Annotated in this window: 16 protein-coding genes, 1 tRNA gene, 1 rRNA gene and 1 pseudogene; 13 read left to right on the forward strand and 6 right to left on the reverse strand. The window is 28.6% G+C overall.

The window, feature by feature from the left end:
- Window positions 1-89: 89 nt before the first annotated feature.
- The 3 genes from rpsD (at window position 90) to rplQ (ending at window position 2,255) form a co-directional block, all read left to right on the forward strand.
- On the forward strand, window positions 90-710 hold the full coding sequence (gene rpsD, locus BTURN675_RS01025) for a 30S ribosomal protein S4 (RefSeq protein WP_046288728.1): 621 nt from the start codon (window positions 90-92) through the stop codon (window positions 708-710).
- Between the two features lie 40 nt (window positions 711-750).
- A complete protein-coding gene (locus BTURN675_RS01030; RefSeq protein ID WP_046288729.1) occupies window positions 751-1,761 on the forward strand; it encodes a DNA-directed RNA polymerase subunit alpha in 1,011 nt (336 codons plus the stop codon).
- 74 nt (window positions 1,762-1,835) lie between these two features.
- Window positions 1,836-2,255 (forward strand): 50S ribosomal protein L17, encoded by a 420-nt coding sequence (rplQ, locus tag BTURN675_RS01035; RefSeq protein ID WP_046289091.1) that lies wholly within the window; start codon window positions 1,836-1,838, stop codon window positions 2,253-2,255.
- Window positions 2,256-2,318: 63 nt separating this feature from the next.
- Here rplQ and fmt read toward each other — a convergent pair whose 3' ends face one another.
- Window positions 2,319-3,275 carry a methionyl-tRNA formyltransferase gene (fmt, locus tag BTURN675_RS01040; protein WP_046288730.1) on the reverse strand — a complete coding sequence of 319 codons (957 nt, stop codon included), beginning with the start codon at window positions 3,273-3,275 and terminating at the stop codon, window positions 2,319-2,321.
- 85 nt (window positions 3,276-3,360) lie between these two features.
- Window positions 3,361-3,804, reverse strand: a pseudogene (gene def / locus BTURN675_RS01045) (peptide deformylase); the annotation flags it as partial.
- Between the two features lie 234 nt (window positions 3,805-4,038).
- Here def and tsaC point away from each other — a divergent pair.
- The 3 genes from tsaC to rrf all read left to right on the forward strand — a co-directional run bounded on the left by tsaC (window position 4,039) and on the right by rrf (window position 5,820).
- A complete protein-coding gene (gene tsaC / locus BTURN675_RS01050) occupies window positions 4,039-4,650 on the forward strand; it encodes an L-threonylcarbamoyladenylate synthase type 1 TsaC (protein ID WP_082086675.1) in 612 nt (203 codons plus the stop codon).
- Window positions 4,651-4,694: 44 nt separating this feature from the next.
- The gene (aroE, locus tag BTURN675_RS01055) at window positions 4,695-5,528 is read left to right on the forward strand and encodes a shikimate dehydrogenase (protein ID WP_046289093.1); all 834 of its coding nucleotides are present in this window, start codon (window positions 4,695-4,697) and stop codon (window positions 5,526-5,528) included.
- 176 nt (window positions 5,529-5,704) lie between these two features.
- Window positions 5,705-5,820: ribosomal RNA gene (gene rrf, locus BTURN675_RS01060) — 5S ribosomal RNA — on the forward strand.
- A gap of 109 nt (window positions 5,821-5,929) precedes the next feature.
- Here rrf and gloB read toward each other — a convergent pair.
- Window positions 5,930-6,679: a hydroxyacylglutathione hydrolase gene (gloB, locus tag BTURN675_RS01065; protein ID WP_046288732.1), complete on the reverse strand. Its 750-nt coding sequence runs from the start codon at window positions 6,677-6,679 to the stop codon at window positions 5,930-5,932.
- 154 nt (window positions 6,680-6,833) lie between these two features.
- Entirely contained in the window at window positions 6,834-7,307 is a 474-nt protein-coding gene (gene rnhA, locus BTURN675_RS01070) for a ribonuclease HI (protein WP_046288733.1), read from the reverse strand.
- A 64-nt stretch (window positions 7,308-7,371) separates the two neighbouring features.
- On the opposite strand from rnhA, the gene dnaQ reads away from it, so the two are divergent.
- From dnaQ to BTURN675_RS01085, 3 genes are all read left to right on the forward strand, one after another.
- Window positions 7,372-8,169, forward strand: a complete 798-nt coding sequence (dnaQ, locus tag BTURN675_RS01075) for a DNA polymerase III subunit epsilon (protein WP_046288734.1) — start codon at window positions 7,372-7,374, stop codon at window positions 8,167-8,169.
- 360 nt (window positions 8,170-8,529) lie between these two features.
- Window positions 8,530-9,150, forward strand: a complete 621-nt coding sequence (gene lpcA, locus BTURN675_RS01080) for a D-sedoheptulose 7-phosphate isomerase (RefSeq protein WP_046288735.1) — start codon at window positions 8,530-8,532, stop codon at window positions 9,148-9,150.
- A gap of 192 nt (window positions 9,151-9,342) precedes the next feature.
- Window positions 9,343-9,415 (forward strand) — tRNA-Thr (locus BTURN675_RS01085).
- 47 nt (window positions 9,416-9,462) lie between these two features.
- Here the strand turns inward: BTURN675_RS01085 and BTURN675_RS01090 are convergent.
- Window positions 9,463-10,065 (reverse strand): peroxiredoxin C, encoded by a 603-nt coding sequence (locus BTURN675_RS01090; protein WP_046288736.1) that lies wholly within the window; start codon window positions 10,063-10,065, stop codon window positions 9,463-9,465.
- A gap of 444 nt (window positions 10,066-10,509) precedes the next feature.
- Here BTURN675_RS01090 and tgt point away from each other — a divergent pair, with 444 nt between their 5' ends.
- The 4 genes from tgt (at window position 10,510) to BTURN675_RS01110 (ending at window position 13,995) form a co-directional block, all read left to right on the forward strand.
- Window positions 10,510-11,622, forward strand: coding sequence for a tRNA guanosine(34) transglycosylase Tgt (tgt, locus tag BTURN675_RS01095; protein WP_046288737.1), 1,113 nt, complete (start codon window positions 10,510-10,512; stop codon window positions 11,620-11,622).
- Window positions 11,623-11,677: 55 nt separating this feature from the next.
- A complete protein-coding gene (gene yajC, locus BTURN675_RS01100) occupies window positions 11,678-12,010 on the forward strand; it encodes a preprotein translocase subunit YajC (protein ID WP_046289094.1) in 333 nt (110 codons plus the stop codon).
- 913 nt (window positions 12,011-12,923) lie between these two features.
- Window positions 12,924-13,349, forward strand: a complete 426-nt coding sequence (gene nusB, locus BTURN675_RS01105) for a transcription antitermination factor NusB (RefSeq protein ID WP_046288738.1) — start codon at window positions 12,924-12,926, stop codon at window positions 13,347-13,349.
- Between the two features lie 160 nt (window positions 13,350-13,509).
- On the forward strand, window positions 13,510-13,995 hold the full coding sequence (locus BTURN675_RS01110; RefSeq protein WP_046288739.1) for a phosphatidylglycerophosphatase A family protein: 486 nt from the start codon (window positions 13,510-13,512) through the stop codon (window positions 13,993-13,995).
- A gap of 82 nt (window positions 13,996-14,077) precedes the next feature.
- Here the strand turns inward: BTURN675_RS01110 and dxs are convergent, their stop codons facing one another.
- The gene (gene dxs / locus BTURN675_RS01115; protein WP_046289095.1) at window positions 14,078-15,958 is read right to left on the reverse strand and encodes a 1-deoxy-D-xylulose-5-phosphate synthase; all 1,881 of its coding nucleotides are present in this window, start codon (window positions 15,956-15,958) and stop codon (window positions 14,078-14,080) included.
- Window positions 15,959-16,225: the final 267 nt, after the last annotated feature.

Here is a 16,225-nt window from a genome sequence, read left to right on the forward strand (position 1 = left end):
TGATGTTTATTATTAATTTTTCGTTGTGTTACTAATATACAGGTTATTGCAATACAGGAATAATTATATATATAAAGGAATAATTATATATGGCAAAATATTTAGGACCTAAATTAAAATTAAGTCGTCGTGAAGGAACAGATCTTTTTTTAAAATCTGGTGTGCGTTCAATTGATTCTAAATGTAAAATTGATCAATTACCAGGTCAACACGGCATTCGTAAGCCGAGATTATCAGATTATGGTCGTCAATTAAGAGAAAAACAAAAAGTTCGGCGTTTATATGGTATTTTAGAACGTCAATTTTCTAATTATTATAAAAAAGCAGCAAGATTTAAGGGAAATACTGGAGAAAATTTATTAAAATTATTAGAGGGACGATTAGATAATGTTGTTTATAGAATGGGTTTTTCTGCTACACGTTTTGAGTCTCGTCAATTAGTTAGTCATAAATCTATTATGGTGAATAATCGTGTGGTGAATATCCCGTCTTATCAATTAATGCCGAATGATATAGTTTCTGTATCTGAAAAATCTAAACAGCAATTGCGAATTCATGCTGCGTTAGAATTATTTGAGAATCGTGAAAAAATAGATTGGATTAATGTTGATAAAACTAAATTGAAAGGTATTTTTAAACGATTTCCGGAACGTAGTGAATTGTCAGCGGATATTGATGAGCATTTAATTATTGAATTGTATTCTAAATAATATTTAGTGGTGATATATTGGAGATAATACAGGGGGCGGTATGCGACAAGTTGCTTTGAAAAATTTTTTAAAGCCTCGGATTGTAGATATCGAACAAATTAGTTTGACTCATAGTAAAGTGACGCTTGAGCCTTTAGAACGTGGTTTTGGTCATACTTTAGGTAATGCATTGCGTCGTATATTGTTGTCATCCATGCCTGGTTATGCAGTTACTGAAGTAGAAATTGATGGAGTATTGCATGAATATAGTACAAAAGAAGGCGTCCAGGAAGATGTTTTAGAAATTTTATTAAATTTTAAAGAATTAGCGGTAAAAGTGCAGGGTAAGGATCATGTAATATTAACGTTGCATAAGTCTGGTGTTGGTCCTGTTCAGGGATCTGATATCATTCATGATACTAGTGTTGATATAATGAATCCTGAGCATGTTTTATGTCATTTGACTGCAAATGATGCGTCAATTGATATGCGTATTAAAGTTCAATGTGGTCGTGGTTATGTGCCTGCAAATTCTAGACTTTTATCTAACACTGAGATTGTAAGTGAGTTATCTGTAGGACGTTTGTTAGTAGATGCTTGTTATAGTCCAGTATCACGAGTTTTTTACAATGTAGAAGCGGCTCGTGTTGAACAACGTACTGATTTAGATAAATTGGTTATTGATATAGAAACTAATGGGACTATTGAACCGGAAGAGGCTATTCGTTGTTCAGCTACTATTTTATCTGAACAATTGATTGCGTTTGTTGATTTGCGTGATGTACATCAGCAAGAGGTCCAGGAAGAAAAACCTGAATTTGATCCTATTCTGTTGCGTCCTGTAGATGATCTTGAGTTAACTGTGCGTTCTGCTAATTGCTTAAAGGCAGAGTCCATTCATTATATTGGAGATTTAGTTCAACGAACTGAAGTTGAATTATTGAGGACACCGAATTTAGGTAAAAAATCTCTTGCAGAAATTAAAGATGTTTTAGCTGCTCGTGGATTATTTTTGGGAGCACATTTTGATAACTGGCCTCCGAAAAGTATTGTCGATACGATAGTTGAGTAGTAAAAATTATAAATTGATTTAACAAGATAGGGTAGAGAAAATGTTGTCCAGGAGAGCAAATGGGGGGGTTGCTTATGCGTCATCGTAAGATTGGTCGTAAGTTTAATCGTACTAGTTCACATCGTAAGTTGATGTTAAGGAATATGACAGTTTCATTGCTGTATCATACAATCATTAAAACAACTTTAGCAAAAGCTAAAGAGTTACGTCGTGTTGTTGAACCTATAATTACGTTATCTAAATTTGACACTTTAGCAAATAGACGTTTGGTGTTTTCTAAATTAAGAAATAATAGGGCACTAAATATATTGTTTCATCAATTAGGTCCTCATTTTGTCAATCGTCCTGGTGGTTATACGCGTATTTTGAAATATGGAATACGTACAGGAGATAATGCTCCTATGGCTTATATTGAGTTAGTTGATCGAGTTTTATTAAAGGACAACAGTGAGAGTAAGAGTAATGGATTTCGTGGTATTAGTATGAAAAAATAATTCAGTGGTTTTATATTTAAAATGTTTTTGAATTTTGCATTGTTGCAGATGTGTTTTTATTTTTTAAGATAAAATAGTGCCGGGTATAAACCAGTTTTTTTTTGAATTTAGTAGATCTTTAATTGAAATTATTTTTTTCCCTTCTATTTGTACTAATTTTAGGATTAATGATCCATCATTTGTGGCAATGGTAATTCCTGATTGTTGTATTGTTAATATTGTACCTGCTGTTGTTTTTTGTTGTCTGTTTATGTTATTAATTGTTGCTTCCCATATTTTGATTCTTTTTTTATGTATGTGAAAATAGGTAACAGGCCATGGATTAAAAGCTCGTATACGGCGTTCTAATTGTATAGAAGGTGTATTCCAATTAATTTTTCCTTCTTGTTTATCTATTTTTTTAGCATATGTGGCAAGCTTATTATTTTGAGGTATAGCGCGATTTTTCCCAGATATGATTTGTTGTAATGTATATAATAGTGCTTTAGTTCCAATATTAATTAGTTTTTTATATATCTCGAGACTGGTATCATGAGGTAAGATGCTACAGGTGTCTTTGTATAATATATGTCCGGTGTCTATGCCAGTGTCCATTTGTATGATACTGATACCGGTCTTTGTATCTCCGGCTTCTATTGCGCGTTGTATGGGAGCTGCTCCTCTCCAACGGGGCAATAATGATCCATGTACGTTGATGCAGCCTAATGGTGGTAAATTTAATATTTTTTGAGGTATGATTAATCCGTAGGAAACAACTATTATAATATCTGGATTAAGATGTTGGATGGTTTGTATAATTTGATTTGTATTTAGACATTTTGGTTGAAATATTGGTAATTTATTTTTGTTTGCCACATCATATACGCTGTTAGCGTATATTTTTTTTTCATAATTAACAGGGGAATGTTTTTGTGTAAAAATTGCTAATATTTGATGTGATGATGAGTGGATTAAAGTGTATAAGTAAGATGCTGAAAAATTTGTTGTTCCAGCAAATATAATTTTTAATGATTTTTTCATAAATAATCTTATTGATAAAATTTATAGTAATGTGAGTAATTTGTATGTTTGAACTTTATGTGGTTTGTGTTAAATTTTGATGATCAGTAAGATAATCAATAAATAGTTTTCCAATTAAATGGTCTATTTCATGTTGAATACAGATTGCAAGAAGATCACATGCTTCTATTTCAAAGGTATATCCATATTGATTTAATGCACGAACTCTTATTGTTCTTGAGCGTGTTATAAATTTATGTTGGTTAGGAATAGATAAACATCCTTCTATAATACCAGTTTCACCCGTTTTATTTAACAAATTTGGATTGATAAATACTAAGCGTTTTTTAGGGTCTTTCCATATGTCAATTACAATAATTTGTTTATGAATATTAATTTGAGTAGCAGCTAAACCTATGCCATCATTGGAATACATAATTTCGAACATATTATATATAATAGACTGAATATTGCTGTTAATATCATTGACAGGTTTAGCAATTTTTCGTAAACGTTTATCTGGATAAATTAAAATTTTTAGTTTTGACATGTTATTTAATTATATTCTTATAAAAAGTATACTTTGTGTTAGCAGTATGTATGTAATTATACTAATTTATTTAATATGAAAGTTAAAGTTATATTTTTTTAAAAGTTGTTTAATAGGTGAATGATTTAATGCATGTTTTTTTGTATTTTTCATTAAATGTTTTATAATATACAACGATAATTCATAGTTATTTTGATAAATTATAGACACAGATAAGTATTGAAATTTATTATTATGAATGTATGTAAATATAAGTTAAATAATACTATTGATTGTAAAATTAATAAAAATTTTTTTTTGGATAATCATGATTTATCTTTTGCTTTACATTGTAGTCAGGTTATCATTTATCCTACAGAATCTGTATTTGGGTTAGGATGTGATCCTGATAGTGAATTTGCAGTAAAAAAATTATTAGATATTAAACAACGATCATGGAAAAAAGGGTTGATTTTAGTTGCTGCTTATTATAAGCAATTAATTAATTATATTGATGATAGTAGTTTAAATAATGTTCAGCGGTCACGTGTTTTTAGTACTTGGCCTGGTCATATATCATGGAGTTTTCCAGTACATTCAAATACTCCTAAATGGTTGATTGGTGATTTTTCTTCACTTGTGGTTCGATTGAGTAGTTTTAAACCAATTCAAGAGTTATGTTTGTCTTTTGGTAAACCTTTAGTTTCTACCAGCGCAAATATATCTGGTTATTTGCCGGCCGACAATGTTGATGATGTGTGCGATCAGTTAGGTTTGAATTTATTTATTATGGATGGTTCTGTTGGTGATATGCAACATCCTTCAGAAATTCGTAGTGCTGTAACTGGTAAGTTAATTCGTAAATAATGATAAGTTTATTTTTATATTCGAAATTTTTAGGAAGTGTTTATATGAGTGCATTTGCAGTTTTTGGTAATCCAATCAGACATAGTAGATCACCTGAAATTTACTCTATTTTTGCTCAAGAATTTGGTTTTTTTCAGTTATATACTCGAATTTTAGCATTTCGAGTGAATTTTGATCAAGTGTTAAAAGATTTTTTTAATTTTGGAGGGATAGGTGCAAATGTTACCATGCCTTTTAAAGAACGTGCATTTTTTATATGTGACAAGTTAACTGAACGTGCTTCTATTGCTGGTTCAGTGAATGTAATTAAGAAAGATATTCATGGTATGTTGTTGGGTGATAATACTGATGGTGTTGGATTATTAGGTGATTTACATAGATTACAGTGGTTGAGTAATACTCCTGAGAAGAGAACTAAAATTTTATTATTAGGGGCCGGTGGTGCTTCACGTGGTGTGATTTTTCCATTATTGCAGTTTGGTTGTCAAATTGAAATCATAAATCGAACATTATCGCGAGCTCAAAAAATAGTTGATTTTTACAAACATGTTGGAGATATTTCTCTTGCTGTTTTAAAAGATGATGATTCGAATGATGTTTGTGAGTATGATTTAATTATTAATGCTACTGATAGTTCATGGGTATATAGTCAGCATCCCATTTTACCAGTGAGATATATTACACCGTTGGTGGCATGTTATGATATGTCTTATCAAACTGGAAAGAATGCGACACCATTTATTTCGTGGTGTCAAGATCATGGGGCATCTTATTGTTCTGATGGACTTGGTATGTTAGTTAGACAGGCAGCTTATTCTTTTTTATTTTGGCATGGTGTTTTTCCTTCTGTTATTTCAGCTTTGAATAAATTAAGATAATATTGTGTGTTTGTTTTATTATATGATGTTTTATAATGTTATAATATATTAGTGATTAATTATTTGAGTTACGATCGGGTTATTAGGGAGTATTGTTAAATATACATTTGACATATTTTTTTTTTTGAGAGAGAATGTATCTTTTATATGTTGTATGTTGTTTTGAATATTATTTACTTGGTGGCGAGAGCGCGATGGATCCACCTGAATCCATATCGAACTCAGAAGTGAAACGTCGTAGTACCGATGGTAGTATGGGGCTTCCCCATGTGAGAGTAGGTGGCTGCCAAGTATTTTAGTGAATTTTTATTTGTGGAAGGTATATAGTTTGTGTATTTAAAAAAGGCATGATGGATGCTGATATATGTTGAATTAATCTTGAAGTTAACCGAGCTTAGACATTAGTAGTTGTCTCTTCGTTTTCGTAGTTCTGTAAATATTTTTAATTCAGGGCATTGTACGGAAAATCCTAAAGATTTTTTTAATGTAATGTCGTGGCATTGCAAAAATAAATTGATTTTTAATTCGTGTTTTAGTTTTGATGGTAGTGTGGGTTTGTTTTTTTTTCGCATTTCTTCTATATATTTTTTATAAGATACCAGTTGTTTATTATAGGGTGTGATTGATATAGCAAAATTAATGTTAGATAATGTGTATTCGTGTGCACTACAAAGGAGTGTATTTTTGTTTAGTTGCTTAATTTTTTGTAATGATGTATACATTTGTTTTGTTGTTCCTTCAAATATTTTACCACATCCGGCTGAAAATATTGTGTCTCCGCAAAATAGCCATGGGTAACTATAGAATCCAACATGGCCAGATGTATGGCCGGGTAGTGAAATTGTTTTAAGTTTTATGTCTAAGATTGTTATTGTATCTCCCTCAATTACAATGTTATTGCTGCCTTTATTTTTTGTTTCTTTTGGACCATATACTGGTATTTGGTAGTGTTTAGTTAAGTTGTGTACTCCATGAACGTGATCGTGATGGTGGTGTGTTAAAAAAATACCTATTAAGGTAAAATTTAATTTTTTTAATATTTGTAATACTGGTTTATGATCTCCTGGATCAATTATTATACATTGTTTTTTGTCATTATATAATAACCAAATGTAATTATTTGTTAGTGCTGGAATACAAATTAATTTCATATGTGAATGTATTTTTCTATTTGTTTATAATGTTATTAATTATCGGTTGTATTTTTATACAACTTATAATTAATATCGTTGTTTATAGTTATGACGAAAATTTGTTTGTGTATTATTATATTGTATAATATGTCAGTAGGTTTTTTTGCGTGTTCTATAAAAAATATTTTTTAGTTATAATATCGTCATATATTGGAAATTTAGCAGCGTTTTGGGCTAAAAAGTTGCACCGTTCATTTTCTATGTGTCCTGCATGTCCTTTTAACCATTTCCAATATATTTGATGAGTGTGCGTGGAGAGTTCTAGACGTTTCCATAAATCATCGTTTTTCACTAATTTTTTTTTTGTTGTTTTCCAGTCGTTTTTTTTCCAAATAAATATCCATTGTGTGATACCTTGTAATAAATATTGGCTGTCCGTATAAAAAATAATATTACATGAATTTTTCAATGTTTCTAGTGCTATGATAGCTGCCATAAGTTCCATACGGTTATTTGTCGTTAATTGGTATCCTGCGCTAAGTTCTTTTTGATATCCTTTATATTGAAATATTATAGCATATCCTCCTGGTCCAGGATTACCTAAGCAAGAACCATCAGTAAAAATTTTTACTTTTTTTGTGTTCATTTTTTTGTTTTTTTGTTATTTTATTTTGATTTTTTTAATCATTTGCTTATGTTATAATAAACACATGAATGACAAGATTCTTAGGCAAGTTGTTTTAGATACAGAAACTACTGGAATGAGTAAAGACAAACCTCATTATAAGGGTCATCGTATAATAGAAATTGCTGCAGTAGAAATTGTCAATCGCCGTTTAACAAATCATTTTTTTCATGTATATCTTAATCCTAGTCGTAATATTGACTCAGAAGCTTTTAGTATTCATGGAATTAGCGAGCATTTTTTATATGATAAACCGAAATTTTCTGAAATATCAAATGATTTTTTAAATTTTGTGTCTGGGAGTGAATTAATAGTTCATAATGCTTTGTTTGATATAGGTTTTATAGATTATGAATTTTCAATGTTAACAAATAATGTAGAAAAAATAACTTCATTCTGTAATGTTATAGACACTTTACAATTAGCTCGGAGATTATTTCCTGGAAAAAGGAATAGTTTGAATGCTCTTTGTGAACGTTATTATATCGATAATTCTGCAAGACGCGTTCATAGTGCGTTAATTGATGCCAGACTTTTAGCACAAGTTTTTTTGTCAATGACCGGTGGGCAAATTCAGATGTTTTTTATGAATGATCATCCTGAAATATGTGATATGGAGTATTATGATGTCGATAAAAATAAATTGTGTGATATATCATCAAGCAATTGTATTCAACTTCCTATGATAAGAGTAATTTATGCTAATAAATTTGAGGTTGAATTGCATGAGCGATATTTAAATATACTTGAAAAGAATAGTAGTCAGGGTGTTTGTATATGGCGTAATAAAAAATATATTGTGGTTAATAGGTCAAATAGTTAAATTGATTGTTTTTTAATTTTTTTATTTGTTTATTTTTTATATGTATTATTTATATTTTTGCATTATTATTTGGATGTATTTTATAAGTAATTAAAAATTAGATTTTTTTGATTTTTTTTCAATATTATTATTAAAAATGTGGTTCACTATTATAGTTTAGTGGTGTGTGATTTTTTAGTTACGTATAAAATATATAGTTTTTATAATACAACAAAGGTTTTTTTGAAATTGTTAATTAGAGTATTCTTGATTCAATGTGGATAAAGTTATTTATATTTAAATATAAATTATATGTCATAATATAATATTATTAATATAATTTGAATATTATTTATTACATTTTTGATTGAGGAATATTTTATGTATCATGATTTAATTCGCAATGAGTTTTTTGAATCGATAAAGTTAATGCAGATTTTTAGTTCGGATGATAGACTGGTTCAGTCTATTGAGGATGCATCTCGTGTTATTGTTAGTGTTTTTAAAAATGGAGGTAAGGTATTATCTTGTGGGAACGGTGGTTCACATTGTAACGCTATGCATTTTTCGGAAGAGTTGACAGGACGTTATAGACAAGCTCGACCAGGGTATCCAGCAATTGTGATTTCTGATCCTTCGTATTTTTCTTGTGTTAGTAATGATTTTGGTTATGAATATGTTTTTTCTCGTTATTTGGAATCAGTTGGTACTAATCGTGATGTATTATTAAGTATTTCTACTTCTGGACAGTCTATCAATATTTTAAATGCAATTAATGCTGCTTATAATATGGGAATGCAGGTAATTTCATTAACTGGTAATAAATATAAAAGCGAAGATCATGATAATAGTCGATATGATAATACAATTGATTTAAAAAGTAATGCTATTTCTGTAGAAATTTCTGTACCTTATTCTGAATATTCGGATCGTATTCAAGATGTGCATATAAAAATTATTCATATATTAATTTTATTAATTGAGAAAGAAATGTTAAAGTAATATTTGTTGGTGTGTGTGTAAAATTTATCTTTTTATTTTGAAGGTAATGAAGAGTATATATTATATATTATATTGTAATGTATTGATTAAGTGGCAATGGTCTTGAATTATTATTTGAAATAATAGTGATCGTTATTGCAATTATGTTGTTTTTAATTATTTTCTTGACTAAAAAAAACAGTTCTCATAAATGCCGGTGTAGCTTTAATGGAAGAGCAGTGTATTCGTAATACACAGGTTATAGGTTCGAATCCTATTACCGGCAACGTTTATGAGTAGATTTGTTAGTTGAAATTATGAATTGCAACAATTTTATAATTTATCAATGTGTTTTTTAAGATATTGGGAAACTCCTGATTGTGAGGCCTTCATTCCTTCTTGATCTTTTTTCCATTGTGCTGGGCAAACCAATCCAAATTTTTCATGGAATTGAAGTGCATCGATCATACGAATAATTTCATCAAAGTTTCTGCCTAACGGCAGATCATTAATCAATTGATGTCTGATAAATCCTTGTTTATCAATTAAGAATGTAGCACGTAAAGCCACTCCAAGTTTGGGGTGCGTTATTCCATAAGCTTGCATAATTTCATGTTTAATATCAGCGACCATTGGATATTGTATTGGACCAATACCTCCTTGATCAATTGGAGTGTTTCTCCAAGCATAATGAACGTATTGTGAATCACCTGAAATTCCGATAACATTGACTTTTCTTTTTTTGAATTCGGCATGTCGTTTGTCACAAGCGATTAGTTCCGATGGGCAAATAAAAGTGAAATCCATTGGCCAGAAAAAAATAATTGATGTTGTATTTGATATATATGTTTTAAGATTAAAATCGTTAACGATTTCACCGGTGTTTAATACTGCAGGAGCAGTGAAATCTGGTGCTTGATACGTGACTAATATCATAATTATTATTCCTTATCTATTTATTATTTATTTTTTGGTATATTTTTAATTGAAGTTATATTTTTATGTAATGTGTATATTTTTAAATACATCAACATATAAAATTATAAAATATTTTTAGTTAGTTATAAAGTATTTTTTATTGTTGTAATATTTATATTATTAATTGTTATATAATATAAATTGAAAATAATTTTTAGTAGTTTTTAATTGTGATAAATGTTTTATAATTTTATTTTTTGAATTTTTTATCTATGATATTTAGTGAATTTTAATTAATAGATTGTTTATTGAATTTTTTGATATTATATTATGAGTTTTTTAATTAATATGTATATAAAATTTTTATGTATTTAATATAGAGATGTTATTATATCATTATTGTTTCATGATTAATTATTATATTTAGACCTTATAACCTTACAAATGGAGGAACTTAATTTCGTGAAGTTTCAATTATTGAAAACGGATGGTTTTGCTCGTTTGGGACGATTTATGTTTAGTCGTGGTCTTATTGAAACGCCTGTTTTCATGCCAGTAGGAACGTATGGTGCTGTTAGAAGTTTAACCTCTGAGGAAATGGTAAATAGTGGTGTAAAAATGATTTCAAGTAATGCTTTTCATTTATGGCTGCGTCCAGGGGAAGAAATATTACGATCTTATAATAATTTGCATTCTTTTATGCATTGGCCTGGTCCCATACTTACAGATTCAGGTGGTTTTCAAGTATTTAGTTTGGGAAAATTTTGTAAAATTATGGAAGAGGGTATATGTTTTTGTAATTTTATCAATGGGAATATGTTGATTTTTGATGTTAAAACATCGATGAGAGTTCAGTATAATTTACAATCTGATATAGTTATGGTTTTTGATCATTGTATATCCTATCCGTGTAGTTGGGATGATGTTAAATGTTCTATGGAAATATCTTTACATTGGGCATTAAAAAGCCGTGAATATTTTGATCAATTCAATAATTTAAATATGTTATTTGGTATTATTCACGGCGGTGTGTATACAGATTTAAGGGATGTGTCGATTAAACATTTAATAGAGATTGGATTTGATGGATATGCAATAGGGGGGTTAGCGGTTGGAGAGAGTAATGATATAATGTACGGTATAGTAGATCATGTGTGTAAAAAAATACCTGATGATAAACCTCGTTATTTGATGGGAGTTGGAAAACCTGCAGATATAATTGAATGTGTAGCACGAGGAATTGATATGTTTGATTGTGTTTTACCTACTCGTAATGCTCGTAATGGTTCATTATTTATTAATCGTAGTGGGGGTGTTTTAAAGATACGTAATGCTTGTTATAAGTATGATATGAATCCCATAGATAAAGAATGTGATTGTTATACATGTCAATATTATAGTCGTTCATATTTACATCATTTGAATCGTTGTAATGAAGTACTTGGTTTACGTTTAAATACCATTCATAATATATATTATTATCAGCAGTTAATGGATAAATTGCGGCACGCTATTAACATAGGTTGTTTGAAGAAGTTTATAAGAGAATTTTATTTTAAATTAAATTGTGTGTAATAATGAATTATTTTTAGAGAAATGTGGTGCTGTAAATCATTATTTGGAGGATTGTATGAATATTTTTATTTTTGATGCTATTGCTGATACGGGTATTTCATCTCAGAGTAATCCATATTCCATTATAATTATGTTAGTTATATTTGCTGCCATTTTTTATTTTTTAATTTTTCGTCCACAGCAAAAACGTAATAGAGTCCATAAAGAACTTATGAATGCTATTTCTAAAGATGATGAGATAGCAACAGTTGGTGGACTAATAGGTCGGGTTACGAAAGTAACAGAAACTGGTTATGTTTTTGTTAGTTTAAATGAGATCAATGAAGTTATTGTTAAACGTGATTGTATTACTGCTATTTTACCCAAGGGTACAATACAGGCTTTGTAATAATTACACATTAATTAGTTTTCTATTGATATTTTTGAGAGTAAGATACATGATATATTTTAAAGTGTAATGGTAGGTTGATAAATAGATAAACATTATAATATTAACTTAATAAATGTTTATGGGTGTATGATTAATACGTGTTATTGAAAATAAAATATTAATATTAATCAGTTTATTTGTTTGTTAGTTACTTGGTATTAAAAATTTTTTAGATTAATATTAAGGTTATGTTTTAACATAGATATTACATGTATGGTGGTTTTTTTTGTTTTGTAGCATTGAAATGTGTGAGTTGATAATCCTTATTATATTATATATCTAGTCTTAATTGGTCTTAAGTATATATTAGATAATTAATAATAACATAATATGTGTAGCGTTATTTGTGTTAATGATAATTATTGATAGTTTGACAATGATATATATATTTTTTAAAATTTATTTGTTTTAGATTATAAGTGTGTGTTAAAAGTAATCGCAAATGTTTTAGTAATGATTAATTGTATACTTAAAATAAAAGTTGTGTATAACTACTAAAAATTATTGTTTTATTCTGATGTTATTAAATGATAACGAATGTCATTTGATCATTGTTTCAGAATTTTTTTGATTTATTATGAAGATATTTAATGTATTAATAATGTGATTACTGTGTAATTTTAGTTTGTTGTGTTATATTAATATAACATATTATGCTGTCTTTTGGTTTGTGGTTTTGATGATAACAATTTTTAATTAATTTATTGAAATTTTTAATATTACAATAATTAATCATTGAAAAGCGGAAGTACACGAGTGATTTTAAAGATGGCTTATATTATTTTTCTATAGTGAAATGATGTGTTATGGATAGTACAATAATGTTGTTTTTTTGGTTTTATATTATACGAAATACAGGTTATTAATTTTTATGAAATTTGTTACTTCTCGTAGATTAGCTAGAAAACGGGCATTACAAGTGTTGTATTCTTGGCAGGTGTCTCATAATGATCTTGTAGAAATTGCATCAAATTTTATTGTAGAACATGATATGACTGGTGTTAATATTTCATATTTTCATATATTATGTTTTGGAGTAGTAGATAATTTATATACTTTAGATGATTTAATGAAACCATATTTATTAAGAACGTTTAATGAGTTAGGATATGTGGAGTTAATAATACTTCGAATAGCAATATTTGAGTTTGTTAAATGTCTTGATGTACCATATAAGGTTATTATTAACGAGGCAATAGAATTGGCTAAGGTTTTTGCAGCTGAAATGAGTTATAAATTTGTTAATGGTGTATTAGATAAAGTAGCGAATAAGGTCATTTTAACAGAAAAATATTAATAATTTTTTATAAAATTTTTTGAATATTTTGTTGTTATTTTTTTATGGTTGATATTGAGTTTTTGGTGTTTTAATGTACAGATATAGATATATTATATTTTGTTTGACGTGAAAATTGTATATTAATATAACATTAATTACTATATGATATAATCATCTCATGGTATGTCATTTTGGGTATTCGTATTTATTAGCAACTTTTTTTGGTGTGGGGCTTATTTCTTGGATTTCTGCACCTGGGACATGTGTGTCATTTTTGTCCATTTTATTATGGTACTTTTTAAGTGTTCTGTTTTCTCCTTCGAAAATATTTTTTATAATTTTGTTGGTGTTAATTATTGGGATTGGTTGTTATGTTTGTCATGTGACTAATGAAAATTTAGTAGTTCATGACCATCAGTGTATTGTTTTAGATGAATTTATTGGCATGTGGTTTGTGTTAATATTATCACCTAATATATCTATTGAGAATTGGTTATTAGTGTTTTTCGGTTTTTTTTGTTTTAGGGTATTTGATATATATAAGCCTTGGCCAATTTTTTTGATTGATGAAAATATAAAAAATGGCTTAGGAATTGTATTTGATGATATAGCAGCTGGAATATTTACCATTTTTGTTTTGTTTTTATTTGATTGTTGCTTATAGAAAATGCACGTTTGTCAATTTATTTTAGATAGATGAATTTTTTATTATTTATTGTGTGTTCTATTTATTACATTAGATTTATTTATTTTAATAACCAAGTTTTTATTTGCGTAGAAATTCCTGTACTGTCTAATTGTAGATCGGATCGTATTTCTTTTTGTGAGCCTTGTTGGATAAAAGAATCGGGGAGCCCTATATTTAGGACAGGAATTAGTATTTTTTGTCGCATTAAAAATTCGTTGACCCCACTTCCTGCACCTCCTAAAATAGAATTTTCTTCTAATGTAATGAATGCTTTATGGTTTTTGCTGAGCAAATGTAATAATTTTTCATCTAATGGTTTCACAAATCGCATGTCCACCAGTGTGGCATTGAGATTGTGCGCAGCTTTTTCAGCTTCTGGTAGTAAAGTACCAAAATTAAGAATAGCTACATCTTGTCCGGGTCTGTAAATTACTCCTTTTCCTAGTGGTAAATTATATAGTTTATTATGATGATCATGATATATTGTAAAATTATTAATTTCTCCTCGAGGATAGCGTACCACGCTTGGTCCGTATCGATAGTTATATCCTGTGTATAGCATTAATTTACATTCGTAATCATTACTTGGGGTCATAATCAACATATTTGGGATACAACGAAGATAGGAGAGATCAAATGCACCTTGATGTGTTTGTCCATCAGCGCCTACGATTCCTCCCCGATCAACAGCGAAAAGTACTGGAAGATTTTGTATTGCTATATCATGGATTACTTGATCATAAGCGCGTTGTAAAAATGTTGAATATATAGCTACAATTGGTTTGTAGCCACTTATTGCTAACCCAGCAGCAAAAGTAACTGCATGTTGTTCGGCGATACCTACATCAAAATATTGATTGGGATATTTTTTTGAAAATTTTGTCATTCCAGAGCCTTCACTCATAGCAGGAGTAATGGCTATTAATTTTTTATCTTTGGATGCCATGTAACATAACCAGTTCCCGAATATTTCAGAATAGGTGGTTTTATTTTTTTGTTTTGGTAAGACTCCGATTATTGGATTAAATTTTGGTACAGCGTGCCAATTAGTAGGATCATTTTCAGCAGGATGATATCCATGTCCTTTTTTAGTTATAACATGTAAAATTTTTGGGCCTTTTAAGTTTTGTATTTTTTTTAAAATTCTTATTAATATAATAATATCATGTCCATTAATTGGACCTATATAATTAAATCCTAATTTTTCAAATAATGAATTTGATGAAATTATATTTTTATTATTTTTTTCTTTGTATGTGTTTGTTTTATTGATTAAAGGTGTTAAATATGAAAGTATATTTTTGTTATTTGTATGTAAGTGTGCATAATATTTTTCTGATGAATTTTGTGTTAAATGATTACTTAATCCTCCTATATTTTTTGAAATTGACATTTTATTATCATTTAATATAACTAGAATATCGTATTCAGTTCCTCCTGCGTGATTCATTGCTTCAAATGCCATTCCAGCTGTAATAGCTCCATCACCTATTACACATACTGTGTGTTGTTTTGACATATTTTTTTTTGCAGCTACAGCCATACCAAGTCCAGCACTAATTGAAGTTGATGAATGGCCCACCGATAGGGGGTCATAGCTACTTTCACTGCGACAAGGAAATGGATGAAGTCCATTTTTTTTTCTTATTTTAAATATTGAGTCTCGTCGGCCAGTAAGAATTTTATGGGGATACGCTTGATGTCCTACATCCCAAATTAGTAAATCAAATGGTGTATTGTATACATAATGTAATGCTATAGTAAGTTCTATTGTTCCTAGTCCAGAAGCCAGATGCCCGCTAGATTGACTAACACTGTTTAACAAAAATTGACGTAATTCACATGATAATTTTAATAAATTTTTTTGAGAAAGTTGTCTTAGTTCTATAGGTGTTTCTATTGTGCTTAATATTGGATATTTTTTTTTATTATAGTTCATGATTTTATGGTTAAATTTTATTGTCATACAATTAATTAATATTGTTGATATATTTAATGTTGTTATATTAATTATAATAATTATATTACATTTTATATTAGTAATAGAATAATTTTCTGATGAATTTTGTAACATTAAAATATTATTTAAAATTTGATATTTAATTTTTTTTGTATATTTTTAATTATTTTTTTGTGTGAAAATATTGGTTATGGAGCATTGGTGATTTTAGATTATTTATTATATAGAACAGTTATATTATATGAT

The organism is Blochmannia endosymbiont of Polyrhachis (Hedomyrma) turneri (assembly GCF_000973505.1).
GTDB lineage: Bacteria > Pseudomonadota > Gammaproteobacteria > Enterobacterales > Enterobacteriaceae > Blochmanniella.

Coding starts and splice junctions, on each gene's coding strand:
- tsaC (WP_082086675.1), top strand. CDS start 4,039: ATGAATGTATGTAAATATAAGTTAAATAATACTATTGATTGTAAAATT.
- yajC (WP_046289094.1), top strand. CDS start 11,678: ATGAATATTTTTATTTTTGATGCTATTGCTGATACGGGTATTTCATCT.
- rpsD (WP_046288728.1), top strand. CDS start 90: ATGGCAAAATATTTAGGACCTAAATTAAAATTAAGTCGTCGTGAAGGA.
- BTURN675_RS01030 (WP_046288729.1), top strand. CDS start 751: ATGCGACAAGTTGCTTTGAAAAATTTTTTAAAGCCTCGGATTGTAGAT.
- rplQ (WP_046289091.1), top strand. CDS start 1,836: ATGCGTCATCGTAAGATTGGTCGTAAGTTTAATCGTACTAGTTCACAT.
- gloB (WP_046288732.1), bottom strand. CDS start 6,679: ATGAAATTAATTTGTATTCCAGCACTAACAAATAATTACATTTGGTTA.
- dxs (WP_046289095.1), bottom strand. CDS start 15,958: ATGAACTATAATAAAAAAAAATATCCAATATTAAGCACAATAGAAACA.
- fmt (WP_046288730.1), bottom strand. CDS start 3,275: ATGAAAAAATCATTAAAAATTATATTTGCTGGAACAACAAATTTTTCA.
- nusB (WP_046288738.1), top strand. CDS start 12,924: ATGAAATTTGTTACTTCTCGTAGATTAGCTAGAAAACGGGCATTACAA.
- BTURN675_RS01110 (WP_046288739.1), top strand. CDS start 13,510: ATGGTATGTCATTTTGGGTATTCGTATTTATTAGCAACTTTTTTTGGT.
- lpcA (WP_046288735.1), top strand. CDS start 8,530: ATGTATCATGATTTAATTCGCAATGAGTTTTTTGAATCGATAAAGTTA.
- BTURN675_RS01090 (WP_046288736.1), bottom strand. CDS start 10,065: ATGATATTAGTCACGTATCAAGCACCAGATTTCACTGCTCCTGCAGTA.
- aroE (WP_046289093.1), top strand. CDS start 4,695: ATGAGTGCATTTGCAGTTTTTGGTAATCCAATCAGACATAGTAGATCA.
- dnaQ (WP_046288734.1), top strand. CDS start 7,372: ATGAATGACAAGATTCTTAGGCAAGTTGTTTTAGATACAGAAACTACT.
- rnhA (WP_046288733.1), bottom strand. CDS start 7,307: ATGAACACAAAAAAAGTAAAAATTTTTACTGATGGTTCTTGCTTAGGT.